The following is a 24,563-nucleotide window of genomic DNA, read 5'->3' as shown; positions in this document are numbered from 1 at the left end:
CTGCTGTCCGGGGGCGGGTCATCGGGTCCGCCCGGCCCGGTAGACCTCCAGTACGAGTTCGACGGCGCGGGCGGGCGCGTCCTGGGCGCCGGGGGCGGGCAGTGCCTCTTCGAGGACGGCGCCGCCGCCGTGGCGGGAGAGCCACTTGGCCAGGCAGCGCAGGTGCAGGGCGTTGCCGAGGTCGACGAGCTGGGGTTTGGGGCGGCTCAGCCCGCTCAGGAAGTCCTCGGCGGGGCGCCCGGTGGGGGCGGTGGCGGCGGGGTGCAGGAAGAGCTGTTCGGGGAGTCCGAGGGCGGCGCGCCAGCGGGCGGCGGCCGCCGCCGGGACCTCTCCGCCGGCGGCGAGGTCGGCGCGCAGCCGCTCGACGGCGTCGGGCGGGAGCAGCCAGCGGCGGCGGCGCAGCACCACGTCGCTGTGGCGCAGCCGGGGCGTGTGGGTGATCCGGGCGCCGCCTGGCGCGGGGAGTGCGGTGCGGGGGACGAGCGGGCGGAAGTCGACGACGCCGTGGGGCTGGTCGCCGAGGTGGGCGCCGAGGCGGCGCGGCAGCAGCACCGGGGAGAGGAAGCCGGGGTAGAGCACGTCGAGGAGTTCGCCGGTGCTCCTCAGCCGGACGCGCACCTGGTCGTCGGCCTCGTCGTGGACGAGGTCCAGGTCGGCTTCGCCGAGGGGGGTCCAGCGGCGGTCGGGGCCGATCTCGTCGGGCACGAGGAGGGGGTGGAGGTTGGCGTTGAACCCGCCGACGGGCCGGATCTGGGCGGCCCGGGCGCCGGGGCCGAGGGCGCGCCGGACCTGCCGGGAGACCTCGGTGGCGGCGCCGGGGTCGAGGGAGTCGAGGAACCGGCTGGTGAAGCGGCCCCAGCCGCCGTAGACCTGGTTGACGCAGAGCAGGCCGTGGCGGGGGTCGCGCTGGAGGAAGTACGCGTAGCCGAGCGGGCGGGCCCGGGACCAGTCGGGGAGCCGGTCGCCGAGGCCCTTGAGGAGGTCCGGGGGCAGGACGATCTCGCCGGCTCCGGCCGGGCCGCCGCCCAGGGCCTCCCCGACGGCCGTGACCGCCTCGGCGCGCAGGGCGGCCAGCGGGCCGAGGCCGGTGGGGAGGGCGCCGGCGGGGTCGAGGGCGGAGAGCCGCCCGGCTGCCTGCCAGGCTTCGGCGACCTCGGCCCCGAACTCCCAGGGGTGGGGGCATGTCCCGCCGGGTCCGTAGCGGGCGACGAAGCGGTCGCGGACGACGCGGCGCAGGAGGTGGCCGAGGTCGAAGAGTTCCGCCAGCGGGGTGACCTCGCCGAGCGCCTCGTGGTCCGCGGGGCCGAGGAACCCGTCGAGGTCGAGCGGGCGGGGGGCGACCACGTCCTCGGAGACCACGCTGAGCGGGGCGGACACGGCCGGGACGGGCCGGCCGGCGGCGGCCAGCGCCCGCGTCCAGCGGTCGGTCAGGGCGGCCAGCAGGGCGGGCCGGCCGGCGGCGGGGGTGTCGGCGAATCCGGCGGTGAGCCGCGCGAGCTCGTCGAGGCGCCCGGCCTGGGCGGCGTCGTCATCGGCGTCATCGGCACCCTCGGCGGCGGCGTCCTGGGCGTTGGCGGCGCCCAGGGAGCGCAGCCAGTGCGCGAGGCGGCCGAGCGGGTCGGGGTCCTGGGGCGGGACCGGTTCGCCCGGCACCAGCAGCCCCGCCTCGGCGAGGCGGCCGAGGAAGCCTGACGCTGCGGCCCGGCCGTCGCCGCCGGCCCCCGCTCCAGCCCCGGCTCTCGCCCCCGTCCCCGTCCCCGTCCCCGGCAGCGCGGCGGCCAGCAGTCCGGTCAGCTCGTCCAGCGGTACGGGGTCCTCGGCCCGCTCGGTGACCAGCCCGAGCGGGCCGGTGGCGGGCAGCCGGGCCTCGTCCTCGTCGGCCACGAGGTGGCGGCCCCCGGCGAAGGCGGTCCGGTCGCGGGAGTACGCGGCCCGCCCGCCGGTGGTGGTGCGGGCGGTGCTGGTGACGCGGTGGGGCAGGGCGGCCCGGCGGTGCGGGGCGTCCAGGAGGGCGAGGGTGAGGGCGGTGGTCAGGGTCCGGCTGGGCCGTACGACCGACCGGAGCGGGCCGTCGAACAGGGGCGCCAGCCCCCAGGAGGGGACGGCGCGGGCCGGTTCCGCCGGCAGGGTTCCCCAGCCGACGGCGGTGAACCAGGACAGCGGGCTGGTCTTGGTGCTGGCCCGCAGGGCGTAGCGCAGGACGGCCGCTTCCTCCTTGCGGGCCCGGCGGTCCCGTGTCCCGGTGGCGGCCCGTTCCACGGCCCGCAGCAGGTCGGTGCTGGTGAGGGCGACGGCGTTGGCGAGGGCCGGCTCGCGGCAGAGGGCGGCGAGGGCGCGGCGTTCGGCGGCCAGGGCCGGTTCGGCGGCGGCCGCGAGTCCGGCGAGGAGCGCGGTGCGGCGTTCGCGCAGGGCGAGCCAGCCTGCGAGCCGGGGCAGCCGTTCCGGGAGGTCGCCGAGGCGCTCCAGCAGGGCGGGCCGGGGTTCGCGTCCGTTGTGCAGGGCGCGGCGCAGCGGGAGGACCACGTCGCGGTGGAGGTCTGCGGGGTGCCCGGACCGGCTGTCGTGCAGGTCGTCGCAGAGCGGTGCGGCGGTCTCCAGCAGCCGGTGCTCCGTCTCCCGGAGGCGGGCGAGCAGGGTGCGGAAGGCGACGGCCTCCGGCGTCTGGGCGGGGTGGTTCAGCACGGTGGCGCGGACCAGCGCGTACGGCGCGGACCACACCCGGTAGGCGTCGGCGTCGGCGTCGGCCTCGGCCGGCGTGCGGTACGGCTGCGGCATCCCGGTCCCCTCCTGTGGGCGTGGCGCGCGGGCTTCCCGCCGCACTCGGGAGCGGGGCGGGAAGCGGGTCCGTGTCGTGGGTGTGCGGGGGGTGACGCGCGCGGCGGTCAGCCGAGGGGCGTGTCCACGTGCGGCTTGTTGCAGGAGGAGGAGGCCTGGCAGGAGCAGGAGCCCCAGGACGCGCCGCCCTCGGGGAGCGCGACGGTGTCCCGCATGGCGGTGACGGTGAGGTCCCCGAGGTCCAGGTCGAGGTCCTCGAAGGCGAATTCGGGGGTGCGCGCGGCGTCGGACATGGGTGTCTCCCTGTATGTGGAAGCGAAAGCCGGAAGGTGCACGGGACGGAATTCCGCAGGCCGGACGAACGGCCCGCGGGCCGCCGAAGGGAATGCCGGATTTCCTCGGGTTCCGGTCCGGCCGGATATCGAGCGCATCCGGCCACTGGTGCGGCCGACCCGGACCTCAGGATCGCCCAGGGGCCGGAGGGCCACCAGAGCGGAGATCCGGCCGCATTTCCGAAGCCGTACGGCGAGTGGCGGGATTCCCCGGAACGACCCTCCCCACCCGGCGCCCGATCCGCCCACTCAGGCCATCGCGGCCGAAATCAGGAGGCAATGGCCGGGCCCGATAGGGCGACGCCCCCGTCCGCCAGAGGCGGACGGGGGCGGAAAGGGGGCGCGGCGTCAGTGGGAAATCAGCCTTTCCTCACCACGCTGGACTTCAGCTGCATGGCGCCGAAGCCCTCGACCTTGCAGTCGATGTCGTGACCGTCGACCCCGTCGACGAGGCGGATGTTGCGGACCTTGGTGCCCGCCTTGATGCCGGTCGGGTGGCCCTTGACCTTCAGGCCCTTGACCACGGTCACGGTGTCCCCGTCGACGAGCACGTTGCCGACCGAGTCCTTGACCACCCGCTCCTGGGGGGCGTCGGCGTCCTCGCCGGACGCGAGGGGCCATTCGTGCCCGCATTCGGGGCAGACGAGGAGGGCGCCCATCTCGTAGGCGTAGGGGCCGGAGCACTCGGGACAGGGGGGAAGCACGTTCTCGGTCACCGGACCAGTCTATGGAACGCGCGGTGCCCCGCCGACGGCTGTCGGCGGGGCACCGGGTCAGGCGATGCTCGGGATCAGACCTGCGGGACCGGGTAGGTCGGGTACTCCACTCCGGAGACGTGCTGGACGACGCGGATCACCTGGCACGAGTAGCCGAACTCGTTGTCGTACCAGAGGTAGAGGATCGCGTTGTCACCGTCGACCTTGGTGGCGCCGGCGTCGACGATGGAGGCGTGGCGCGAGCCGACGAAGTCCATGGAGACGGCGTCGGGCGCGGTGGTGAAGTCGATCTGGCGCTTGAGCGGCGAGTGCAGCGAGACGCCGCGCAGGTACTCCAGGACCTCTTCGCGGGTCGTCTCACGGCCCAGGCGCAGGCTCAGGATGGCGATCGAGACGTCCGGGACGGGGACGCGGATCGAGCTGCCGGTGATCGGGGCCTTGAGGTCGGGCAGCGCCTTGGCGACGGCGGAGGCGGCGCCGGTCTCGGTGATGACCATGTTGAGCGGCGCGGAGCGGCCGCGGCGGTCTGCCTTGTGGTAGTTGTCCAGCAGGTTCTGGTCGTTCGTGAACGAGTGGACGGTCTCCACGTGGCCGCGGAGCACACCGTACTCGTCGTCCATCGCCTTCAGCGGCGGGACGATCGCGTTGGTGGTGCAGGAGGCGCAGGACAGGACGCGCTCGTCCGGCTTGATGGTGTCGTGGTTGACGCCGTGGACGATGTTCGGGACGTCGCCCTTGCCGGGGGCCGTCAGGACGACCTTGTCGATGCCCGGGCGCAGGTGCAGCGAGAGGCCCTCGCGGTCGCGCCACTTGCCCGTGTTGTCGATGAGGATGGCGTCGTTGATGCCGTACTCGGTGTAGTCGATCTCGGACGGGTCGTTCGCGTAGATCACCTTGATGGTGTTGCCGTTCGCGACGATCGTGCCCGCGGCCTCGTCCACCGTGATGGTGCCCTGGAACTGGCCGTGGATGGAGTCGCGGCGCAGCAGCGAGGCGCGCTTGACGAGGTCCTGGTCACCGCCGCCGCGCACGACGATGGCGCGCAGCCGCAGGCCGTTGCCGGAGCCGGCCTTCTCGATGAGCAGGCGGGCGACGAGGCGGCCGATGCGGCCGAAGCCGTAGAGGACGACGTCGCGTCCCTCGCGGCGCTCGATCTTGTTCTCACCGGTGGCGCCGACGACGGCCTCGGCGGTGAAGTCCGCGACCGACAGACCGCGGTCGTCGGTCTTGTAGGTGGCGGCGAGCATGCCGATGTCGATCTGGGACGGGCCCAGGTCGAGGGCGGCGAGGGCCTCCAGGAACGGCATCGTCTCGGTGACCGACAGCTCCTCGCCGTCGATCTGCCGGGCGAAGCGGTGGGCCTTGAGAATGCTCACGACCGACTTGTTCACCAGGGAGCGGCTGTGGAGCAGGATCGTGACGTCCCGCTCCCGGTGCAGCTTCCCGATGAGGGGGATCATCGACTCCGCGATCTCCTCGCGGGTCTTCCAGTTGGCGAACGAGTCCTCGTTGACAGTCACAGACGTTATCTTTCGAGCTAGGCGGCGCTCATATGCTAACCCGCCGCCGGATCGTTCCTTCAAGGGGGACCGCCCGAGCGCCGCCGGGGACGGCCGCCCCGGGCGTGACCTGCGGCTCCCGGGGTTCAGTCGAGCGCCGGCCGGGCCTCCGGGTGAGCGTCCCACCACGCTCGGTGGAAGTCGTTGTTGTCCACGTTCGCCAGGTACGCGGCGACCGCCGCGCGGTAGAGCCGCTCCGCCTGCTGCTGCGGGACGGCGGAGCGGTTCCAGGCCAGGCGGATGCGGCCGGTGACGGGCGTGCCGGCCAGGGGGCGCATCACGGTCCCCGCCACGGGCGGGGCCGTGGGCTGGCAGAGGGCGATCGCGCGGCCCGCGGCGATCAGGTCGTGCCGCATCTGGCGGTCGGTGATCCGATGGCGCAGCGAGGGGGTGAAGCCCGCCTTCGCGCAGGCCTCGACCAGCGCCTCGGGGCCGCCGTCGTCGTCCTCCACGAGGGTCATCCACTGCTCGCCCGCCAGCTCGGCCAGGTCCAGCGTCACGCGGTCCGCGAGGCGGTGCCCCGAGGACATCCGGATGCAGAACGGCTCCTGCGGCACCACCGTCCGGGCCGCGACCCCCCTCGGCAGCGGGACCTCGTAGTCGTTCACCTCGCCGTACACGATCACGTCGTACTGGCCGGCTCCGAGCATCCGCACCAGCGCCGTGACGGAGTCCTCCAAGTCCACGGTGACCTCCCGCCCGGACAGGGCCTGGTCGGTCCGGGCGAGCAGGCCGTCCAGGAGCACGAGCAGGATGCAGCCGAGCCGGAGCGGGGCGTCGGCCGCCAGGGCGCGGGCCTCGGCTCCCAGGGCGTCCATCTCGCCCAGCACGCGGCGCGCCTTGGCCAGCACGAAGTGCCCCAGGGCGGTGGGCTCCACCCCGTGGCGGCCACGGCTGAAGAGCTCGCCGCCGGTGACCGCCTCGATCCGGCGCAGCTGGGCGGAGAGCGCCGGCTGCGAGACGCCCAGCCGCCTGGCCGCCTCCCCCAGACTGCCCGCTTCGGCGATCCGGCAGACGGCTTGCAGATGCCTCAACTCCAGCTGCATCCGGGCAGCTTACGGAGCGCTACCGCAGTGCACCATAACCCGCGCCTTATGCCCGCAGGGATGTCCCAATCTCGCCATGTCCACGCCCATACTCGGCGACGGCGTACAGCCAGCCACCCCCCACACACGATCGGAGTGGACTCGTGCAGCCCACCAGATGGACGGCGTCCGTGGCAGCCCTCGCGCTGACCGCGAGCCTCGCCGGCGCGCTGGCCGGCACCGCGGCGGCCGCGCAGCCGGATCCCGTACCACCCCGCCAGTCCAAGGCCGAGCGGGCCGTGGCCGCCGCGGACGCGGCCGTCCGCAGCGGTCTCGACACCCTGGTCAACTCCCCCCGCCAGCAGTACGAACGGCGCCTGGTCACCCCCTGGGTGAAGGACCTGTACTCCGTGGCGTACGAGCGCAGCTACCGGGGCCTGCCGGTCGTCGGCGGCGACGCGGTCGTCCTCGCGGACGGCGAGGGCCGGGTCCGCGCGCTGCAGTCGGCCTCCGCGACCGTGATCGACGTCGCGACCACGCCGGACGTCGACGCGAACGCGGCCGAGGCCTCCTCGCGGCGCGAGCTGGAGAAGGTGGACAAGGTCGAGAGCAGCAGGCTCGTCGTCCGGCTCAAGGACGACAAGCCCGTCCTCGCCTGGGAGACCGTGCTCACCGGCCGCACCCGTACGGCGCCCAGCCGGCTGCACGTCTTCGTGGACGCCCGCACCGGCAAGGTCGTCGACCGCTACGACGACGTCGTGGCCGGCACCGGCAACAGCAAGTGGAACGGCCCCAATCCCCTGACGATCGACACCACCGCCTCCGGCGGCTCGTACTCCCTGCGCGACCCGAACCGCCCGGGTCTGAGCTGCGCGGACTACAGCACCGGAACCGTCTTCAGCAAGTCCTCGGACTCCTGGGGCACCGGCAACCCGACCTCCAAGGAGACCGGGTGCACGGACCTGATGTTCGCCGCGCAGAAGCAGTGGGACATGCTCGGCCAGTGGCTCGGCCGCAACGGCGTCAGCGGCAACGGGCGCAGCTTCCCGGGCAAGGTCGGCCTGAGCGACCTCAACGCCTACTGGGACGGCAGCTCGGTCACCATCGGCCGCAACAGCGCCAACGAGTGGATCGCCGGCGTGGACGTGGTGGCCCACGAGTACGGGCACGCCATCGACTCCAACACCCCCGGCGGCACCAGCGGCCAGGAGGCCGGCCTCGGCGAGGCCACCGGCGACATCTTCGGCGCGCTGACCGAGGCGTACATCAACGAGCCGGCCCCGTACGACACCCCCGACTACACGGTCGGCGAGGTCATCAACCTCCAGGGCCGCGGCCCGATCCGCAACATGTACGACCCGCCGGCCGTCAACAACGACCCCGCCTGCTACAGCTCCGCGATCCCCGGCACCGAGGTGCACAAGGCCGCCGGACCCCTCAACCACTGGTTCTACCTGCTGGCCGAGGGCACCAACCCGGGCGGCGGCAAGCCGAACAGCAGCACCTGCAACCAGACCACGCTGACCGGTGTGGGCGTACAGAACGCCGGCAAGATCTTCTACGGCGGCATGCTCCTCAAGACCAGCAGCATGTCCTACAAGAAGTACCGGACGGCCACCCTCGGCTCGGCCAAGTCCCTCGACGCCACCTGCAACCTGTTCAACAGGACCAAGGCCGCCTGGGACGCCATCAGCGTGCCCGCCCAGAGCGGTGACCCGACCTGCACCCCGAGCGGCCAGAACGACTTCTCGCTCTCCCTGAACCCGGCCTCCGGCACCGTCCAGCAGGGCGGCTCCGTCACCACCACCGTGGCCACCAGCACCACCAGCGGCTCCGCCCAGCAGGTGACGCTCACCGCGACGGGCCTGCCGGCCGGGGTCACCGCCTCCTTCAACCCGGCGACCGTGCAGTCCGGGCAGTCCTCGACGCTGACCCTCTCCGCCTCGTCCAACGCGGCGCCAGGGGCGTCCACCGTCACCGTCAAGGGGCAGGGCGCGTCCCTCGCGCACACCGTCGACTACGCCCTCAACGTGGGCGGCACCCAGCCCGATCCGACCGCGCCCGACATCAGCGTCGCCAACGTCCAGGCGCACCTGGCCCAGTTCGGCACGATCGCCTCGCAGAACGGCGGCCACCGCCGGGCCGGCAGCGCCGGCTACACCCAGTCCCTCGCGTACGTGAAGGGCAAGCTCCAGGCCGCCGGCTACACCGTCACCGAACAGGCCTGCACCTCCTGCACCTACCCGTCGAACAACCTGATCGCCGACTGGCCGGGCGGCCCCGCCGACAAGACCGTGATGTTCGGCGCCCACCTCGACGGCGTCTCGGCCGGACCGGGCATCAACGACAACGGCTCGGGCTCCGCCACCCTGCTGGAGAACGCCCTCGTCCTCGCGCAGAAGAACCCGACGATGACCCAGCACGTGCGGTTCGCCTGGTGGACCGACGAGGAGCAGGGCCTCAACGGCTCGAAGTTCTACGTCAACCAGCTGACCAGTGCCCAGCGCGCGACCATCAAGGGCTACTACAACTTCGACATGGTCGGCTCGACCAACGGCGGCTACTTCATCAACAACGTCAACTCCGCCACGGCCGCCCCGCTGAAGGCGTACTGGACCTCGCTGAACCTCGCCCCGGAGGAGAACACCGAGGGCCAGGGCCGCAGTGACGACTACTCCTTCCAGCAGGCCGGCATCCCCACCTCCGGCTACGCCGCCGGCGCCAGCGCCCGCAAGACCTCCGCGCAGGCGGCGAAGTGGGGCGGCACCGCCAACGCGGCGTACGACTCCTGCTACCACAGCTCCTGCGACACCACCTCCAACATCAGCGCCACGGTCCTCGACCGCAGCGCCGACGGCGTCGCGTACGCCGTCTGGAAGACGGCCGTCGGCGGCGGCACCCCCGCCTCCGACTTCTCGATCGGCACCAGCCCGGCCGCCGGCTCCGCCAACCCGGGCGGCGGCGTCACCTCCACGGTGAACACCGCCACCGTCAGCGGCAGCCCGCAGACCGTCGCCCTGTCCGTCTCGGGCGCCCCCGCCGGCGTGACCGCGACCGTCAGCCCGGCCTCGGTCCAGTCCGGCCAGTCCGCCACCCTCTCGGTCCAGGTCGCCGCGGGCACGCCCGCCGGCACGCACACCCTGACCGTCACCGGCACCGGCACCACCACCCACAGCACCACGTACACGCTGACCGTCGGCGGGGGCGGCGGCACCTGCACCCCGGCCCAGGTCGTCGCCAACGGCGGCTTCGAGAGCGGCTCCTCCCCGTGGTCCGCGACCTCGGGGGTGATCACCAACCAGGCGGGCGAGACCCCGCACGGCGGCTCGTACATGGCCTGGCTGAACGGCTGGGGCAGCTCCCGCACGGACAGCGCCTCGCAGTCCCTGACCCTCCCCGCCGGCTGCGCCTCCGGCCGGCTCTCCTTCTACCTGCACATCGACACCGACGAGAACGAGGACGTCGTCTACGACACGTTCACGGTCTCGGTCGGCGGCCAGACCCTGGAGACCCTGTCCAACCTGGACGCGGGCTCCGGCTACACGCTGAAGAGCTACGACGTCTCCCAGTTCGCCGGGCAGACCGTCGTCCTGCAGTTCAAGGGCGTGGAGGACCAGTCCCTCCAGACGTCCTTCGTGGTGGACGACGTGACCCTCCAGACGAGCTGACCCACCGCACGGCGCACAGGAGCCCGGCCGGCACCCCCGGCCGGGCTCCGCCCATACGGAGCGGAACCCGCCGCCGTGTCGAAATCGGCGACCGCCGCGGCACCTCCGTGGACAGGTGTGGCGGCGCCGGGCGCTTGCTACGTTGCGTCGGTCCGTCGATCACAGGAGTTGCCGCACATGTCCGACGTCAAGGTCCGCGCCGTCCGGCCCGGGGACTTCGCCCAGTGGCGTGCCCTGTACCGGGGCTACGCCGACTTCTACCGGGTGGAGCAGACCGAGGAGGCGGCCGCCACCGTGTGGGCGTGGGTGAACGACCCCGGCCACGAGGTGGGCGCCCTGGTCGCCGAGGACGCCGAGGGCCGGCTGCTCGGGCTGGCCCACTACCGGCCGTTCGCCCGTCCGCTGTCCGCGACCGTCGGCTGCTTCCTGGACGACCTGTTCGTGGCCCCCGAGCACCGCGGCTCCGGCGCCGCCGACCTGCTGCTCGGGACCCTGCGCGAGCTCGCCGCCGAGCGCGGCTGGAGCGTGGTGCGGTGGATCACCGCCGACGACAACCACCGCGCCCGGTCCAAGTACGACCAGGTGGCCACCCGGACCATGTGGGTCACCTACGACATGGCCCCCGGCCGCTGATCATCCCCCGCCGGCCGCGTCGTCGCAGGCGGGGCAGATCCGGTCCGCGTGCTCCCGGGGGAACCAGCCGGAGCCGGGGTGCTCGGCCGGCTGCCAGGCGGCCGTCCCCATGGCGAAGGTGTCCTTGCCGCACAGCGTCCTCGGACCCCGTACACCGCTCTGCCCGGGGGCGGCGGGCGCCGCGTGCACCCGCAGCACCGCGGCCCGGTCCCCGGGCGCCGCTCCCGCGGTGTCGTCGTACTCGTACACCACGACCGTCGCGCTCATACCCCGACCATATGCCGCCCGGCGGCGCACCGCCTTCCCCGGTCGCAGCGGGGAAGGGGAGGAGAGACGATGGGAAGGGCGGTACCCGCGCCCGTCGCGCCCCGGTCCCGGACAAGGAGACGGCTCCCGTGCGGCCGGGGGCCCGCAGTTTCCCCCCGGTAAGGATGACCCATGACCCCGCGTACACGCCTCCTCGTCCTCGGCCCCCTCGTGGCCGCCTCGCTGATCACCGCCCCCACCGCCCTCGCGGCGGTCTCCGGGCACCTGCCGGCCGCCGCCCCAGCCGCGACCTGCTCGGTGTCCGGCATCCTCGCCAACGGCATGGTGCACCTGTCCGGCGGCGGCTTCACCCCGGGCCCGGCCTACGTCTACGGGTCGGCCGGATTCGGCGGGACGATCGAGATCGCCCAGAACGGCGGCTTCCAGATCCTGAACGTGACGCCCGACGAGTACAGCGTCCGCCAAGGCGGCGAACTCACCGAGTGCAGCGGCTTCAACGACTGAGCCGGACTACCGGCACAGCTCCGCGACCCGTTCCAGCTCGTCCCCCCATACGGCGATGTCGCGCGGCCCTACGTGCGGGGCGGCGATCGACCGTACGCGGAAGCGGTTGCGCGGGGTGGTCTCGTCCGCCTCCCGGATCATCAGGTCCTGGAGCTCGAGCGGGATCGAGCGGTCCTCGGTGAACCGGAGGAAGGTGCGCGGCACCCGGCCCCACCGGTCCGCCAGGCCTCGGGAGTCGGCGGCGCCGATCGCCGCGGACTCGTCGGGCTCCAGGGTGTTGAGGAGCGCCCGGACCTCGGCGTCGGTCCGGTCGGCGGCCAGGGCCTCCTTCATCACGGCGAAGAAGGCCGGGTCGGCGGAGCGCCAGTTGACCCGGTTGACCCCCAGCTCCGGCGGGGTCTTGAAGGGCGGGATCCGGAACAGGGAGCTGGAGGAGCCCTCGGGGGTCATCATCAGTTCGACCACCGAGGTGTGCCGCGTCGGGCAGAAGGCGGAGGCGTACACCAGGTGGGAGACCAGTTCCGGGACCCGGTTGGCGACCGCGTTCAGGGTCGCCCCGCCCAGGCTCTGCCCGACCAGGATGACCGGACCGTTGCGGTGGGCGGCGCGTACGACGCCCACGACGTGCTCCGCGAAGTCGGACAGCGTGACCCTGCCGATCGGCGACGGCTCGGTGGCCAGCCGGTCCAGGTCCTGCGGGGACTGGTAGGAGAGGGGGAAGTAGGCTCCGGCCCCGTGGCCCGGCAGGTCGACGGCGACCGTGCGGTGCCCGCGCAGGCCCAGCTCGGCGAGGACGGCGGACCAGCCGTAGGAGTTGCTCCCGGAGCCGTGGACCAGGACGAAGGTCGGCGCGCCGCGCCGGCGTCCGTCGGCGTGCGCGGCGGAGGCTCCGGCGCCCACGGCGGCGACCGCTCCCGCGCCGGCCGCGGTGACCCGCAGGACCCCGCGCCGCGACCAGCCGCCGCCTTCGACCATGTCACTCTGTTCGCTCATACGGGCGACTCTATGATCGGCTCCGACCGATGCCGCTCGAATCCGGCCAGTGTCCGCCGTGCGGTCAACTCCCGCTGTCGAGGCCCTCGTCGGCCGGCATGAAGGCGCGCAGGCAACCCGCGGTCGCGCGCGTACCGCTCGCGCTGTTCCAGGAGTCCGGTGTGGCCCGAGAGGTCCTCGGCGCGCTCCGCCTCCAGCCTGCGCAGCGACTCCTCGCGGTGGCGCGCGCCCCACATCAGGACGGCGGCGCGGGTGACGAGGGTGACCAGGTTCAGCAGGAGCCGGCCGGTCTCCAGGGGATGGCCGGGCAGGGGGAGGCGTTGCATGCGGGGCAGGTCGGGAGGCCCCCGCGGAGGTCCCGATCTCTCGGGACATCGTCGGATCGTCACCCGATCGCACCGGAGCATGTCCGACGCTCCATCAGGTCATGCGTCCCGGACTCTTGACTCCTTTCGAGCCAGTCGGGATTCTCGTCCCACCCTTGTGCGGGGCATGACAATTCATGCCCGGATCCGACCGCGCCGCATCCGACGACCGAAGACATGAGTGATGACCTTGACCCCTCACCCGCCCCCACGGCCGTACCGCGGCGCCGCGCGCCGACGGCGCCGCCGCCTCGCGCTCCTGACCCCGCTCGTCGCCGCGCTGGCCCTGCTGCTCGGCCCCGCGCCCCTGTCCTCCGCCGACCCCGGCTCCACGGCCGACGCCGGCTGGTGGAACCCGACAGCGCGGCCCCAGCCCGACTCCGCGATCGACGTCACCGGCGAACCCTTCAAGGGCACCGACGCCCAGGGCAAGGTGCGCGGGTTCGTCGACGCGCACGACCACCTGATGTCCAACGAGGGCTTCGGCGGCCGCCTGATCTGTGGAAAGCCCTTCTCCGAGATGGGCGTCGCGGACGCCCTCAAGGACTGTCCCGAGCACTACCCCGACGGGACCCTCGCCGTCTTCGACTTCATCACCAAGGGCGGGGACGGCAAGCACGACCCCAACGGCTGGCCCACCTTCAAGGACTGGCCCGCCCACGACTCGCTGACCCACCAGCAGAACTACTACGCCTGGGTCGAGCGCGCCTGGCGCGGCGGCCAGCGCGTCCTCGTCAACGACCTCGTCACCAACGGGGTGATCTGCTCGGTCTACTTCTTCAAGGACCGCGGCTGCGACGAGATGACCGCCATCCGCCTGGAGGCGCAGAAGACGTACGACATGCAGGCCTTCGTCGACAAGATGTACGGCGGCCCCGGCAAGGGCTGGTTCCGCATCGTCACCGACTCCGACCAGGCCCGCGAGGTGATCAAGCAGGGGAAGCTGGCCGTCGTCATGGGGGTCGAGACCTCCGAGCCCTTCGGCTGCAAGCAGATCCTCGACGTCGCCCAGTGCGGCAAGGCCGACATCGACCGGGGCCTCGACGAGCTGCACAAGCTGGGCGTGCGCAGCATGTTCCTCTGCCACAAGTTCGACAACGCCCTGTGCGGCGTCCGCTTCGACGAGGGAGCCCTCGGCACCGCGATCAACGTCGGCCAGTTCCTGTCGACCGGCACCTTCTGGCAGACCGAGCAGTGCGCCGGCCCGCAGAAGGACAACCCGATCGGCCTCGCGGCGGCTCCGACGGCGCAGAAGGAGCTCCCGGCCGGGGTCGCGGTCCCCTCGTACTCCGCCGACGCGCGCTGCAACAAGCGCGGTCTCAGCGAACTCGGCGAGTACGCCGTCCGCGGCATGATGAAGCGCGGAATGATGCTCGAGGTCGACCACATGAGCGTCAAGGCAGCGGGCCGCGCCTTCGACATCCTGGAGTCCGAGTCCTACCCGGGCGTCATCTCCTCGCACAGCTGGATGGACCTGGGCTGGACCGAGCGGCTCTACAAGCTGGGCGGCTTCGCGGCCCAGTACATGAGCGGCTCCGAGGCCTTCAGCGCGGAGGCCAGGCGCACCGACGCCCTGCGCGACAAGTACAAGGTCGGCTACGGCTACGGCACCGACATGAACGGCGTCGGCGGCTGGCCCGGCCCCCGCGGCGCGAACACGCCGAACCCGGTGAAGTACCCCTTCACCAGCACCGACGGCGGCTCGGTCATCGACCGGCAGACCACCGGGCAGCGCACCTGGGACCTCAACACCGACGGCGCCTCGCACTACGGTCTGGTCCCCGACTGGATCGAGGACATCCGCCTCGTCGGCGGCCAGGACGTGGTGGACGACCTGTTCAAGGGCGCCGAGTCCTACCTCGGCACCTGGGGGGCCTCCGAGCGGCACAAGTCGGGGGTGAACCTCGCCGCCGGCTCCTCCGCGTCGGCTTCGTCCTCGCAGTGGTGGAACCCCTTCGTCGACTACTCGCCCGGCCGGGCGGTCGACGGCGACTCGGGCTCCCGCTGGGCCAGTGAGTGGAACGACGCCCAGTGGCTGCGCATCGACCTCGGCTCCGCGCACCGGATCGGGCGGGTCACCCTCGACTGGGAACAGGCGTACGGGAAGGCGTACCGGCTGGAGGCCTCCACGGACGGCGCGAACTGGCAGACGGTCTGGTCCACCTCCGACAGCGACGGCGGCCTCGACACGGCCCGGTTCGCCGGGGTGACGGCCCGGTACCTGCGCGTCCAGGGGGTCCAACGGGCCACCCAGTGGGGGTACTCCCTCCACGAGGTCGGCGTCTACAGCAGCTGACACCACCGGCGGGGCCGGCCGGACCGCCCGGCCGGCCCCGCCGCCGTACCAGGCGGCCCCACCCCGAGGAGTTCCATGCCCCGTATGCCGTCGGCCGAGCGGCGCGCCCAGCTGACCGAGGCGGCGATCCGCGCGATGACCCGCGACGGCGTCGCCCGGACCACGACCCGCTCGATCGCCGCCGAGGCCGGCGTGTCCCTGAGCGTCTTCCACTACTGCTTCGACTCCAAGCAGGAGCTGCTGGAATCCGTCCTCGACGCGATCACCGCGCACTACATCACCGTGGTGAAGGAGGCGATCCGGCCGAAACCCACCCTTCGCGAGACCGTCCGGGCCGGTTTCCAGGCGTACTGGGACCACGTGGGCGCCCAGCCCGGCGAGCACATGCTCACCTACGAGCTCACCCAGTACGCGCTGCGCCGGCCCGGGTTCGAGCACCTGGCCCGCCGCCAGTACGAGCTGTACTGCCAGACCTACGAGGAGCTGATCGGGCAGCTGTGCCGGGACATGGGGCTCGTCCCGAAGGTCCCGGCCCCCGTCCTGGCCCGGTACCTGGCGGCGATGACCGACGGGCTGACCCTGAGCGTGCTGGTCCTCGGCGACGAGAAGTCCGCCGCGGCGATCCTCGACATGATCACCGAGCACGTCCTGGGGCTGATGGAGGGCTGACCCGGGCCGGCCGGTCAGCCCTGCTCCGCGGCCTGCCAGACGGTGGTGATGTTGCAGAACTCGCGGATGCCGTGCCCGGACAGCTCCCGCCCGTACCCGGACCGCTTGACCCCGCCGAAGGGCAGGGCCGGGTGGGAGGCGGTCATCCCGTTGACGAAGATGCCGCCCGCGTCGAGCTCGCCGACGAAGCGCTCCAGGTCGGAGTCCTCCCGGGTCCACACGTTGGAGCTGAGCCCGAAGGGCGTGTGGTTGGCCCGCTCCACGGCCTCGTCCAGGCTGTCCACCCGGTAGAGGGTGGCGACGGGGCCGAAGGTCTCCTCCAGGTCGATGCGCATCGCCGGGGTGACGTCGGCCAGTACCGTCGGCTCGTAGAACCAGCCGTCCGGCCGGCCGGGCGGCCGGCGGCCACCGCACAGGACCGTGGCCCCGTGGCGTACGGCGTCGTCGACCAGCTCCTCCACGTCGGCCCGGCCGCTCTCGGTGGCCAGCGGGCCGACGTCGGTGGACTCCTCCATGGGGTCGCCGACGGTCAGCGCCCGCATGCCCTCCGTGAAGAGGCGGGCGAACTCGTCGTAGACGTCGGTGTGGACGATGAACCGCTTGGCGGCGATGCAGGACTGGCCGTTGTTCTGCACCCGCGCGGTCACCGCGGTCTTCGCGGCCCGGGCGACGTCCGCCGAGGGCATCACGATGTACGGGTCGCTGCCGCCGAGCTCCAGGACGGTCTTCTTGACCTCGTCCCCCGCGACGGAGGCCACGGCACGTCCGGCCGGCTCGCTGCCCGTGAGGGTGGCCGCCGCCACCCGGGGGTCGCGCAGGATGCCCTCGACGGGGCCCGAGCCGATCAGCAGGGTCTGGAAGCAGCCCTGAGGGAAGCCCGCCCGGTGGAAGAGGTCGCCGAGGTACAGGGCCGTCTGGGGGACGTTCGACGAGTGCTTGAGCAGGCCCACGTTGCCGGCCATCAGCGCGGGCGCGGCGAAGCGCACGACCTGCCAGAGCGGGAAGTTCCACGGCATGACGGCGAGGACCACGCCCAGCGGCCGGTAGCGGACCCGTACGGCCGAGGCGCCCGCGTCGCGGACGTCGGCGTCGGCGGGGTGCTCGTCCGCGAGGAGGGACTCGGCGCGGGCCGCGTACCAGCGCATCGCCTTGACGCACTTCGCGGCCTCCGCGCGGGCCGCCGCGAGCGGTTTGCCCATCTCGACGGTCATGGTGCGGGCGATGTCCCCCGCCTCCGCCTCCAGCAGGTCCGCGGCCCGGTCCAGCAGTGCCGAGCGCTCGGCGAAGGAGGTGAGCCGGTACGAGGCGGCCGTGCGCGCGGCCAGGGCCAGGCAGCGCTCGATGCCGGCGGCGTCGAGGGCGTCGAAGGAGAGCAGCGTCTGGCCCGTCGTGGGGTTGACGGTGGCGATGGGCATGGTCGGACCTTCCTGCGAGGGGACCGCCCCACCGACCCTGCCCGCCCGGACCCGCCCCCGCAACGCGAGGACCGGCCACCCGCCGGACACCCCCTAGCGGCGGCCTCGCGGCTTGCCGCCCCGCTTGGCGGCCGGCTTGCCGCCCGACCGGGCCGCGGGCTTGCCCGCGGCCCTGCCGCCGCCGGTCTTCGCGCCGCCCGTCTTGGCGCCCGTCTTGCCGCCGGCGCCCCCGGCGGCCTTGCGCTGCTTGGGCTGCGGCGGGGTGGGCTGCCGGCCCCGGGTGCTGTTCACGGTCCGTCCGCGGACGATCCCGATGAACTCCTCCACCAGGTCGGTGGTCTTCTCCTCCGGCCAGGACAGCGCGATCCGCGAGGCGGGGGCGTCGGAGACCGTGCGGTAGGTGAGGTCCTTGCGGTGGTGCAGGCGGGCGAGGGACTGCGGGACGACGAGCACGCCGATGCCCGCCGCGACCAGCTCGACGGCGTCCGCCGTGGTTGCGGGCCGTTCGAAGGCGGGGCGTCCGGGCAGGGTCTCCCAGGCGAGGACGTCGTCGAGGGGGTGCAGCACGATCTCGTCGGCCAGGTCCTCGGTGGTGATCTCCTCGACGGAGGCCACCACGTGGTCCTTCGGGACGACCACGACGGTCGTCTCGGTGTAGAGGGGGATCGCGCTGAGGTCGGCCCCGTCCACGGGCATCCGTACGAACCCGGCGTCGGCGTCGCTGGTGCGCAGCGCGGCGAACGCCTCGGCGGCGGGCACGCCGACGAGGGTCAGGGGGACGTCGGGCAGCCGCTCGTTCCAGATCCGCACCCACTTCGTGGGCGTCACTCCCGGGACATAGGCGAGCCGGAACGAAGGGGGTGTATCCGAGCCTGTCACCCCGCCAGGTTACCGGTCGTGGTCGGAGGTAGTGCACATGCTCGATACCCTTGACCCCATGACGTCGCACCAGAGCACCCAGACGATGAAGCCCGCGACCGCGGCGAAGAAGCTGGGTGTGTACCTCGAGGCCACCCCCGCAGAGTTCCAGGAGGGCGTGGTCTCGCGCGCCGAGCTGAACGCACTCCAGGCCGAGCCGCCGGCCTGGCTGGTGGAGCTGCGGCGCAACGGCCCGCACCCGCGTCCGGTGGTCGCCGCGAAGCTGGGCGTCTCCATCGCCGGTCTCGCGCGCGGCGGGGTCACCGAGGCGCTCACCACCGAGCAGATCGAGGCGATCAAGCAGGAGAACCCGGAGTGGCTGCAGAAGGAGCGCTCCACCCAGGCCGATGTCCGCAAGGAAGCGGTGCGGATCAAGGAGAAGCAGGCGCAGGACGCCGCCCGGCGCGCCGGGAAGCAGGACTGAGCCCCACCCCCGCGGAAGACCGACGGCCGGGCCGGGACCCTTCGGGGTCCCGGCCCGGCCGTTCTCCGTCGCGCCCCCGCTTCGTGTGAGCACCTGAAACCCGTTCGGCTGTACGGCGTTAGAAGGACGTACGGACCGGCGTGCACGCCCCCGCCCCGCGCCGGTCCGTACGACGACGGCTCCCACGGGCCGTACGGGCCACACGAGCACGAGTACGAGGGACACGATGACGGACCCCATGCCGGCCGGATCCGGCCGACGGAGACTTGCCGCCCGCTGCCGCAGCATCACCGAGGCCCCGCCGTTCGGGATGGGCGTGTTCGCCGCCATCCTGCTCAACGCGGCGCTGATGGGCCTGGAGACGTACAGCGGGCTGGCCGCCGAGTACCGCCAGGTGCTCCAGCTCGCGGAGCAGTCCTGCCTCACCCTCTTCACCCTGGAGATGCTGCTGCGCCTGGGTGCCCACGCCGACCGGCCGAAAGCATTCTTCCGGGACCCCTGGAACATCTTCGACCTGCTGATCGTCACCTCCGCCTTCCTGCCGTTCCTGCGCGAGAACACCACCGTGCTCCGGCTGCTGCGCCTCGCCCGCGTGCTGCGCACCGCCCGCTTCCTGCCCCACCTGCGGATCCTGTTGCTGGCGGTGGGCCGCAGCCTGCCGGGCACGGCCAGTTTCCTGTTCATCGGCGCGCTGGTGGTGTACGTGTACGCCATGGTCGGCTGGGTCTGCTTCGCCTCCTCCGACCCGCAGCACTACGGCTCGATCGGGCGGGCCGCGCTCACCCTGTTCCTGCTGACCACCCTGGACGGGCTGACGGACGCGGTCCGGGCGGGGCTGGAGATCTCCCGGTTCAGCATCGTCTACTACGCCTCGTACGCCCTGCTCGCCTCCTTCGTCCTGGTCAACGTCCTGATCGGGGTCGTGCTCAACTCCCTCGACGAGGCCCGGGAGATGGAGGAGGCGGACGCGCGGGCCCGGGAGCGCGCGGCGAACGCCATGGACCCGGCGGACGAGGTCCGGGACCGGATCGCCGCGGCCCGCCTGGCACTGGACGACCTGGAGGCGAGCCTCGATCCGGCCAGGGCCGTACCGCCTCCCGCCCCGGAACCGGAGCGCCTGGCGGACCGGCGGCTCGAAACCGCCAGGTAGCGGACCGCGCCCGGGCCCGCCACCGGGCCCGGGCGGCCCGGTTTCGGCCATCCCCGGCGCACTCGCTCCCGGGCCTTGCCCCAACTCCCCTACTCCGTGCAAGAGTTGCCCAGACGCCGAGCCGCTGGGCAACGGGGAGGGTGGGCGGTCATGAGTACCGAGGTGCGTACGGTCGAGGTCCCCCTGGGGGACGGAACCGACGGGGTGCTGCGGGTGCAGATCCGCGAGGTCGACGAGTCGCTGGCGCGGGTCGGGCGCGGCGGCGGCTCCGTCGCGCGGGCGTCGCGGTCCTTCGGGGAGATGGTGGACAGCATCCGGCCGCTGGCCGACAGCTTCGTGGGGCGGCTCAGCGGACTCGCCCACCGGCCGGACGAGATCACCCTGGAGTTCGGGGTCTCCCTGTCGGCGGAGGCGGACATCGTCATCGCCAGCACTACCACCCAGGCCAACTTCGGCGTGACCCTCACCTGGAACTCCCCGTCCCCGCAGAGCGCCCCGCAGAACACCCCCTGATGGCCACGGCGGGAGGGGCCGGGCAGGCGGACGCCGTGCTCGGTTCGGCCATCGTCCGGGTCGCGGGCCCGGCCGGACCGGTCGGCGTCGGCTTCCTGGTGGCCCCCGACCTGGCGCTGACCTGCGCACACGTCGTCGCCGACGCCCTGGGGGCACCCCGTGCGCAGATCCCCGCGCCGACGGGCGTCCTGACCCTGGACCGCCCCCTGTCCGGGGCCTCCCGGCAGGCCGCGGCCGAGGTGGAGCACTGGGTTCCGCTGCGCGCGGACGGTACCGGGGACATCGCGGTCCTGCGGCTGCGGACGCCCGTCGCGGGTGCGGGCGCGCTCGCGATGGCCTCGCCCACGAGCGTCTGGGACCACCCCGTACGGGTGGCGGGCTTCCCCGCGGCCTTCCCGGGCGGCGTCTGGCACGCGGGCCGGCTGCGCGGCTGGACCGCCGAGCACTGGGTGCAGCTGTCGGGCGCCGACCGGCAGGGCGTCCCCGTGGACAAGGGCTTCAGCGGCAGCCCCGTCTGGGACGAGGAGGCCGGGGCCGTGGTCGGCATGGTGGTCGCCGCCCAGCTGTCCGGGGACCGGCAGAGCTTCGTGATCCCCACCCGGACCCTGATCGCGGAGGTCCCCGCGCTCGGCCCCGTGCTGAGCCCCGCCTCCCCGTTCCGCGGCCTCGCCGCCTTCCGGGAGGCCGACGCCGAGGTGTACTTCGGCCGGGACCCGGAGGCCGAGGACGTCGCCGACCTGCTGGACGCGGGCGGCCCGCGCTCCGGCGTGGCCCTCGTCGGGCCCTCCGGCTGCGGGAAGTCCTCGCTGGCCCTGGCCGGGGTGGCGCCCCGGATGCGCGCCCGGGGGTACGAGGTGCTGGTGGTGCGGGCGGCCGAGGGACTGCCGGTCCGCACGGCGCTCGCCTTGGAACTGGCCCGGCTCGCCGGCGGGCCGGCGGGGCCGCGGGAGCTGGAGGAGGACCTGGCCCGGCACGGCCTGGCCGCGGCCGCCCGGCTGGCCCTCGGTGACCGGGCGGCCCGGCTGCTCGTCGTGCTCGACCAGGCCGAGGCGCTGCTCTCGGAGGGCCGGCCCGGCGACGACTCCGCGGCTCTGCTCTTCCCCGAGCCGCACCCCGCCGGACTGCGGGTGCTGCTGACACTGCGGGCCGACTTCCTGGAGGCGGCCCTCGCGCACCCGGTCCTCGGCCCCGCCCTGGACCGGGCGGCGGTCCGGCCTCTGCTGCCGATGACCCGGGCCCAGATGTCCGAGGTCATCCTGCGGCCGCTGGCCCGGATCCCCGCCGTGTCGTACGACCCCGGCCTCGTCACCCGGATGCTCGACGACGCCGGCGCCGAGCCCGGGGCGCTGCCGCTGCTGGGCTTCGTGCTGGCCCGGCTGTGGGACGAACAGGCCCTGGGCCGCCTGCGCTTCGCCTCGTACGAGGAGATCGGCGGCGTCCGCGGCGCCCTGGGCCGGCACGCTGAGGCGGCCTGGCGGGCCTGTGTCGCGGAGGCCGACGAGGTCGAGGCCCTGAGGCTGCTGACGGCGCTGGTCCGGGTGCTGCCCGGAGGCGAGGCCCCGCTGCGCGCGGTGCTCAGCCGGTCCGACGCCGGGGAGGAGCGGTGGCGGATCGCCGGGCTGCTCGCGGAGCGGCGGATCCTCGTCGTCGGCGGGGACCCGGAGCGCGGCCAGACCGTCGAACTGGCCCACGAGGCGCTGATCGGAGCCTGGCCCACCCTGGCCCGCCGGGTCGCGCAGGACCGGGAGTTCCTCACCTGGCGGGCAGGCTTCCGGCGCGACCTGGACCGCTGGGAGGAGCTGGGGCAGGCCCGCGACCAGCTCCCGACGGGCGCGCCCCTCGACGCCGCCGTCGCCCAGACCGAAGTGCGCGGGGAAGAGCTCTCGGCGCGGGAACGGGAGTTCCTCGAAGCGGGACTGGCCCGTCGCGCCGACGAGGCGGCGCAGTCCCGGCGCTCCCGCCGGCTCAAGCAGACCGGCATCTCCCTGCTGAGCGTCCTGCTGGTCATCGCCGCCGTCGCCTCCTGGCAGCTGTACGGGGCGAACGGCCGGCTGGACGAGGACCTGCGCAGGGCGGCGTCGCCGCAGATCGCCCAGCTGGCGGGCCGGCTGGACGACGTCTCGCTCGCCACCTCGGGCCTGATGAGCGCGGCCGCGTACCGCAGCGCCCCAACCCCCGAGGCGCAAACGGCCCTCTTCGAGCAGTACGTGCGGATGCGGCACGTGGAGCGGATCGCGCTGGAGGGCCGCGGCGACGTCCGGGACGTGGTCCTCACCGAGGACGGCACCCGGGTCACCATCGGTCTGCACTCCGGTGACCTGCTGGGCGCCGACCTCGGCGCGGGAGCACCGGACCTCGAATCCATCCGGAAGGAGGCCGGCTTCCACCTGGCCACGGCCTCCCCCGACGGCCGCACGGTCATGGCCTCGACCTCCCTCGGCCAGATCATGATGGCCGTCCGCTCGCAGGGCACGACCTGGCGGGTGGCGACGCTGCGCGGTGTCGAACAGGCCCGGCAGAACGCCCGGTCGGCCACCGACCTGCGCTTCGACGCCGCCGGACGTCGGGCCCTCATGGCCGTCCCCGGAGAAGGGGTGTCCGTGTGGCAGGCGCCCGAGGGGACGCGCGTCGGCACGGTGCTCGCACCACCGGCGAACTGGACCGTCTCACAGGCCTGGTTCGGGCCGGACGCCGACACCGTCATCGGCCGGATCGTCCCGGAGGGCTCCGCCGCCGGGGCGAACGGCAGGCTCGTGCGCTGGCGGTTGTCCGACGGCCGCCGTGACGAGGAGCCCTGGGCGAACCAGGACGTCGGCCCGGTCACGGTCAGCGCCGACGGCTCCACCCTCGTACGCTGCACCGCCGACGGGATCCTCCAGGCCTGGGACCTGACCGGGCAGCCGAAGGTGAAGAAGCAGTACACGACGAGCCAGTTGAGCCTGGTGTGCCCGCTGTACGTGCCCCGGCTCGACCGCACCGGCCGCTTCCTGATCAACCCCGCGCAGCGGTTCGGGCCGAGCCTGGGCCGGTACCGGTTCCTGGTGCTGGACCTCCAGGACGGCCTGCCCGCGACCCTCGACCTGCCGGCCGCCGCGCAGCAGGACGAGTTCGTCGCCGGCTCCACGGCACTCCCGGCGATCAGCCTCACCGGGCCCCCGGAGGCGATGAAGGTGGCGGTCACCGCGGGCGGGACCGTGGTCGTCGCCAAGGTTCCCCGGCCGACCTCCTTCGACAGCGCCATGCTCACCAGCCTGATCCGCACCGTGGACGTGGACCACGGCCGGGTCGCCACGGTCGAAGCGGACGGCGGGGGCCTGCGCCTGTGGGACCTCACGACCCGCCGCCAGCTCGCGGGCCTGCGCCCCTCCACCCCGCTCGCGCGGAGCTACCCGCTGTTCAGCCCGGACGGCGAGCGGCTGCTGACCGTCACGGCGGACGGCCAGGGGGTGCTGGTGTGGGACGTCAACACCTCGGGCGGCGGCCCCGCGCTCACCGAGGTCCGCCGCCTCGCGCTGCCCGCTCCCCCGGGCATCGATCCGGCCCGCCCGGATCCGCGCACGGGTCGCACGCCGGCGTGGGTCAACGTCTGGTACGACGGCAACGACCACGCGATCGTCTCGGCCGTCTCCTACGTGTCCCGGTGGGACCTGAAGACCGGCGCACAGACGGGCACGCCGTACCGGCCCTCGGTCCAGGAGCCGGTCGAGCTGTCGGGAGCGGCCGCCGCCGTCTTCATCGCGGGCCGTCCGGGCCACCAACAGGCAGCGGTCCGCACGGGCGGGGACAAGATCCAGCTATGGGACTTCGCGAAGGGCCAGGTGGTGGAGACCTTCGAGTCCGAGAAGGGCAATCCCCGGCACATGGCCTTCGACCAGACCGGCCGACAGCTGGCCGTGGTCACCACCGACGGCGTCCTGCGGATCCGGGACATGGACCGGAAGAAGTGGCGGACCCTGGCGTACCAGGGCGTCCAGTGGCTGAACGGCTTCCCCACCCCGGACAGGCTGAGCACGGTGGCCACTGCCAACTCCTTCACCTTCTGGGACGCGGAACGGGGCACCGAGCTGTACCACTTCACCCCCGGCTACGGGGCGACCGGCGCCTGGTCGGCGGACGGCAAGCGGCTCGCGTGGGCGGAGGGCTCTGCGGTCGAGGTGCTGCCGCTGGACCCGGAAGCCTGGCGCGGGCGCGCCTGCGACCTGGCCGCCCGCACCCTGACCGGTCCGGAGCACGACCTCCTCCCCCCGGGCAGCCGCTCCGACGCGTGCGCGGGCCTGTGACGCCCGCCCGGATGTGACGGAAGTCTGACGGAAGTCCGTCCACCCTGGTGCCCGGGCGGGA

The 24,563-nt window shown here is 73.5% G+C and carries 19 protein-coding genes; 9 read left to right on the top strand and 10 right to left on the bottom strand.

The genetic code is table 11. The features are described 5' to 3' along the window. Positions 1 to 18 precede the first annotated feature (18 nt). From ACZ597_RS09405 to ACZ597_RS09385, 5 genes are all read right to left on the bottom strand, one after another. Positions 19 to 2,775, bottom strand: a complete 2,757-nt coding sequence (locus tag ACZ597_RS09405) for a lantibiotic dehydratase (protein ID WP_471327161.1) — start codon at positions 2,773 to 2,775, stop codon at positions 19 to 21. Positions 2,776 to 2,882: 107 nt separating this feature from the next. Further along, positions 2,883 to 3,068 carry a thiazolylpeptide-type bacteriocin gene (locus ACZ597_RS09400; protein ID WP_471327158.1) on the bottom strand — a complete coding sequence of 62 codons (186 nt, stop codon included), beginning with the start codon at positions 3,066 to 3,068 and terminating at the stop codon, positions 2,883 to 2,885. Between the two features lie 398 nt (positions 3,069 to 3,466). Further along, entirely contained in the window at positions 3,467 to 3,823 is a 357-nt protein-coding gene (locus ACZ597_RS09395; RefSeq protein ID WP_471327155.1) for a zinc ribbon domain-containing protein YjdM, read from the bottom strand. Between the two features lie 74 nt (positions 3,824 to 3,897). Then, positions 3,898 to 5,343 carry a glyceraldehyde-3-phosphate dehydrogenase gene (locus ACZ597_RS09390; RefSeq protein ID WP_471327152.1) on the bottom strand — a complete coding sequence of 482 codons (1,446 nt, stop codon included), beginning with the start codon at positions 5,341 to 5,343 and terminating at the stop codon, positions 3,898 to 3,900. A 125-nt stretch (positions 5,344 to 5,468) separates the two neighbouring features. Next, positions 5,469 to 6,428: a LysR family transcriptional regulator gene (locus ACZ597_RS09385; RefSeq protein WP_471327149.1), complete on the bottom strand. Its 960-nt coding sequence runs from the start codon at positions 6,426 to 6,428 to the stop codon at positions 5,469 to 5,471. A gap of 170 nt (positions 6,429 to 6,598) precedes the next feature. Here ACZ597_RS09385 and ACZ597_RS09380 point away from each other — a divergent pair, with 170 nt between their 5' ends. Both ACZ597_RS09380 and ACZ597_RS09375 read left to right on the top strand, forming a co-directional pair. Beyond that, positions 6,599 to 10,075 carry a M28 family peptidase gene (locus ACZ597_RS09380; protein WP_471327952.1) on the top strand — a complete coding sequence of 1,159 codons (3,477 nt, stop codon included), beginning with the start codon at positions 6,599 to 6,601 and terminating at the stop codon, positions 10,073 to 10,075. Between the two features lie 177 nt (positions 10,076 to 10,252). Beyond that, the gene (locus ACZ597_RS09375; RefSeq protein ID WP_471327146.1) at positions 10,253 to 10,708 is read left to right on the top strand and encodes a GNAT family N-acetyltransferase; all 456 of its coding nucleotides are present in this window, start codon (positions 10,253 to 10,255) and stop codon (positions 10,706 to 10,708) included. On the opposite strand, the gene ACZ597_RS09370 is transcribed toward ACZ597_RS09375, so the two are convergent. Further along, entirely contained in the window at positions 10,709 to 10,975 is a 267-nt protein-coding gene (locus ACZ597_RS09370) for a hypothetical protein (RefSeq protein WP_471327143.1), read from the bottom strand. Positions 10,976 to 11,146: 171 nt separating this feature from the next. Here ACZ597_RS09370 and ACZ597_RS09365 point away from each other — a divergent pair, with 171 nt between their 5' ends. After that, positions 11,147 to 11,479 carry a hypothetical protein gene (locus ACZ597_RS09365; protein ID WP_471327140.1) on the top strand — a complete coding sequence of 111 codons (333 nt, stop codon included), beginning with the start codon at positions 11,147 to 11,149 and terminating at the stop codon, positions 11,477 to 11,479. Positions 11,480 to 11,485: 6 nt separating this feature from the next. Here the strand turns inward: ACZ597_RS09365 and ACZ597_RS09360 are convergent, their stop codons facing one another. After that, positions 11,486 to 12,472 (bottom strand): alpha/beta hydrolase, encoded by a 987-nt coding sequence (locus ACZ597_RS09360; RefSeq protein WP_471327138.1) that lies wholly within the window; start codon positions 12,470 to 12,472, stop codon positions 11,486 to 11,488. Next, complete coding sequence (locus tag ACZ597_RS09355; RefSeq protein WP_471327135.1) at positions 12,469 to 12,798, bottom strand: hypothetical protein; 330 nt, start codon at positions 12,796 to 12,798, stop codon at positions 12,469 to 12,471. Before ACZ597_RS09355 ends, ACZ597_RS09360 begins: the two co-directional genes overlap by 4 nt. Before the next feature lie 223 nt (positions 12,799 to 13,021). Between ACZ597_RS09355 and ACZ597_RS09350 the strand changes: the two genes are divergently transcribed. Then, a complete protein-coding gene (locus ACZ597_RS09350; RefSeq protein WP_471327132.1) occupies positions 13,022 to 15,133 on the top strand; it encodes a galactose-binding domain-containing protein in 2,112 nt (703 codons plus the stop codon). Positions 15,134 to 15,208: 75 nt separating this feature from the next. Beyond that, a complete protein-coding gene (locus ACZ597_RS09345; RefSeq protein WP_471327129.1) occupies positions 15,209 to 15,802 on the top strand; it encodes a TetR/AcrR family transcriptional regulator in 594 nt (197 codons plus the stop codon). A gap of 14 nt (positions 15,803 to 15,816) precedes the next feature. Here the strand turns inward: ACZ597_RS09345 and ACZ597_RS09340 are convergent, their stop codons facing one another. Next, positions 15,817 to 17,217, bottom strand: a complete 1,401-nt coding sequence (locus tag ACZ597_RS09340; RefSeq protein WP_471327126.1) for an NADP-dependent succinic semialdehyde dehydrogenase — start codon at positions 17,215 to 17,217, stop codon at positions 15,817 to 15,819. Positions 17,218 to 17,310: 93 nt separating this feature from the next. Continuing rightward, complete coding sequence (locus ACZ597_RS09335; protein ID WP_471327123.1) at positions 17,311 to 18,096, bottom strand: LysR substrate-binding domain-containing protein; 786 nt, start codon at positions 18,094 to 18,096, stop codon at positions 17,311 to 17,313. Between the two features lie 58 nt (positions 18,097 to 18,154). Here ACZ597_RS09335 and ACZ597_RS09330 point away from each other — a divergent pair, with 58 nt between their 5' ends. From ACZ597_RS09330 to ACZ597_RS09315, 4 genes are all read left to right on the top strand, one after another. Next, the gene (locus ACZ597_RS09330) at positions 18,155 to 18,559 is read left to right on the top strand and encodes a DUF5997 family protein (RefSeq protein ID WP_471327120.1); all 405 of its coding nucleotides are present in this window, start codon (positions 18,155 to 18,157) and stop codon (positions 18,557 to 18,559) included. Between the two features lie 226 nt (positions 18,560 to 18,785). Next, the gene (locus ACZ597_RS09325; protein ID WP_471327117.1) at positions 18,786 to 19,709 is read left to right on the top strand and encodes an ion transporter; all 924 of its coding nucleotides are present in this window, start codon (positions 18,786 to 18,788) and stop codon (positions 19,707 to 19,709) included. A gap of 150 nt (positions 19,710 to 19,859) precedes the next feature. After that, positions 19,860 to 20,222, top strand: coding sequence for a CU044_2847 family protein (locus tag ACZ597_RS09320; protein WP_471327114.1), 363 nt, complete (start codon positions 19,860 to 19,862; stop codon positions 20,220 to 20,222). Next, positions 20,222 to 24,502 (top strand): nSTAND1 domain-containing NTPase, encoded by a 4,281-nt coding sequence (locus ACZ597_RS09315; RefSeq protein ID WP_471327111.1) that lies wholly within the window; start codon positions 20,222 to 20,224, stop codon positions 24,500 to 24,502. The genes ACZ597_RS09320 and ACZ597_RS09315 overlap by 1 nt, the downstream gene beginning before the upstream one ends. Positions 24,503 to 24,563 lie beyond the last annotated feature (61 nt).

The sequence above is a fragment of the Streptomyces sp. NPDC040718 genome, from assembly GCF_055593565.1.
The sequence above is the reverse complement of the archived record's forward strand: the minus strand, read 5'-3'. Positions and strand labels throughout refer to the sequence as shown.

What these genes read in the sequence shown, in the direction of transcription:
- ACZ597_RS09315 (WP_471327111.1), top strand. Translation starts at nt 20,222, where the DNA reads ATGGCCACGGCGGGAGGGGCCGGGCAGGCGGACGCCGTGCTCGGTTCG.
- ACZ597_RS09400 (WP_471327158.1), bottom strand. Translation starts at nt 3,068, where the DNA reads ATGTCCGACGCCGCGCGCACCCCCGAATTCGCCTTCGAGGACCTCGAC.
- ACZ597_RS09405 (WP_471327161.1), bottom strand. Translation starts at nt 2,775, where the DNA reads ATGCCGCAGCCGTACCGCACGCCGGCCGAGGCCGACGCCGACGCCGAC.
- ACZ597_RS09355 (WP_471327135.1), bottom strand. Translation starts at nt 12,798, where the DNA reads ATGCAACGCCTCCCCCTGCCCGGCCATCCCCTGGAGACCGGCCGGCTC.
- ACZ597_RS09375 (WP_471327146.1), top strand. Translation starts at nt 10,253, where the DNA reads ATGTCCGACGTCAAGGTCCGCGCCGTCCGGCCCGGGGACTTCGCCCAG.
- ACZ597_RS09330 (WP_471327120.1), top strand. Translation starts at nt 18,155, where the DNA reads ATGACGTCGCACCAGAGCACCCAGACGATGAAGCCCGCGACCGCGGCG.
- ACZ597_RS09320 (WP_471327114.1), top strand. Translation starts at nt 19,860, where the DNA reads ATGAGTACCGAGGTGCGTACGGTCGAGGTCCCCCTGGGGGACGGAACC.
- ACZ597_RS09360 (WP_471327138.1), bottom strand. Translation starts at nt 12,472, where the DNA reads ATGAGCGAACAGAGTGACATGGTCGAAGGCGGCGGCTGGTCGCGGCGC.
- ACZ597_RS09370 (WP_471327143.1), bottom strand. Translation starts at nt 10,975, where the DNA reads ATGAGCGCGACGGTCGTGGTGTACGAGTACGACGACACCGCGGGAGCG.
- ACZ597_RS09385 (WP_471327149.1), bottom strand. Translation starts at nt 6,428, where the DNA reads ATGCAGCTGGAGTTGAGGCATCTGCAAGCCGTCTGCCGGATCGCCGAA.
- ACZ597_RS09365 (WP_471327140.1), top strand. Translation starts at nt 11,147, where the DNA reads ATGACCCCGCGTACACGCCTCCTCGTCCTCGGCCCCCTCGTGGCCGCC.
- ACZ597_RS09340 (WP_471327126.1), bottom strand. Translation starts at nt 17,217, where the DNA reads ATGCCCATCGCCACCGTCAACCCCACGACGGGCCAGACGCTGCTCTCC.
- ACZ597_RS09350 (WP_471327132.1), top strand. Translation starts at nt 13,022, where the DNA reads ATGACCTTGACCCCTCACCCGCCCCCACGGCCGTACCGCGGCGCCGCG.
- ACZ597_RS09345 (WP_471327129.1), top strand. Translation starts at nt 15,209, where the DNA reads ATGCCCCGTATGCCGTCGGCCGAGCGGCGCGCCCAGCTGACCGAGGCG.
- ACZ597_RS09325 (WP_471327117.1), top strand. Translation starts at nt 18,786, where the DNA reads ATGACGGACCCCATGCCGGCCGGATCCGGCCGACGGAGACTTGCCGCC.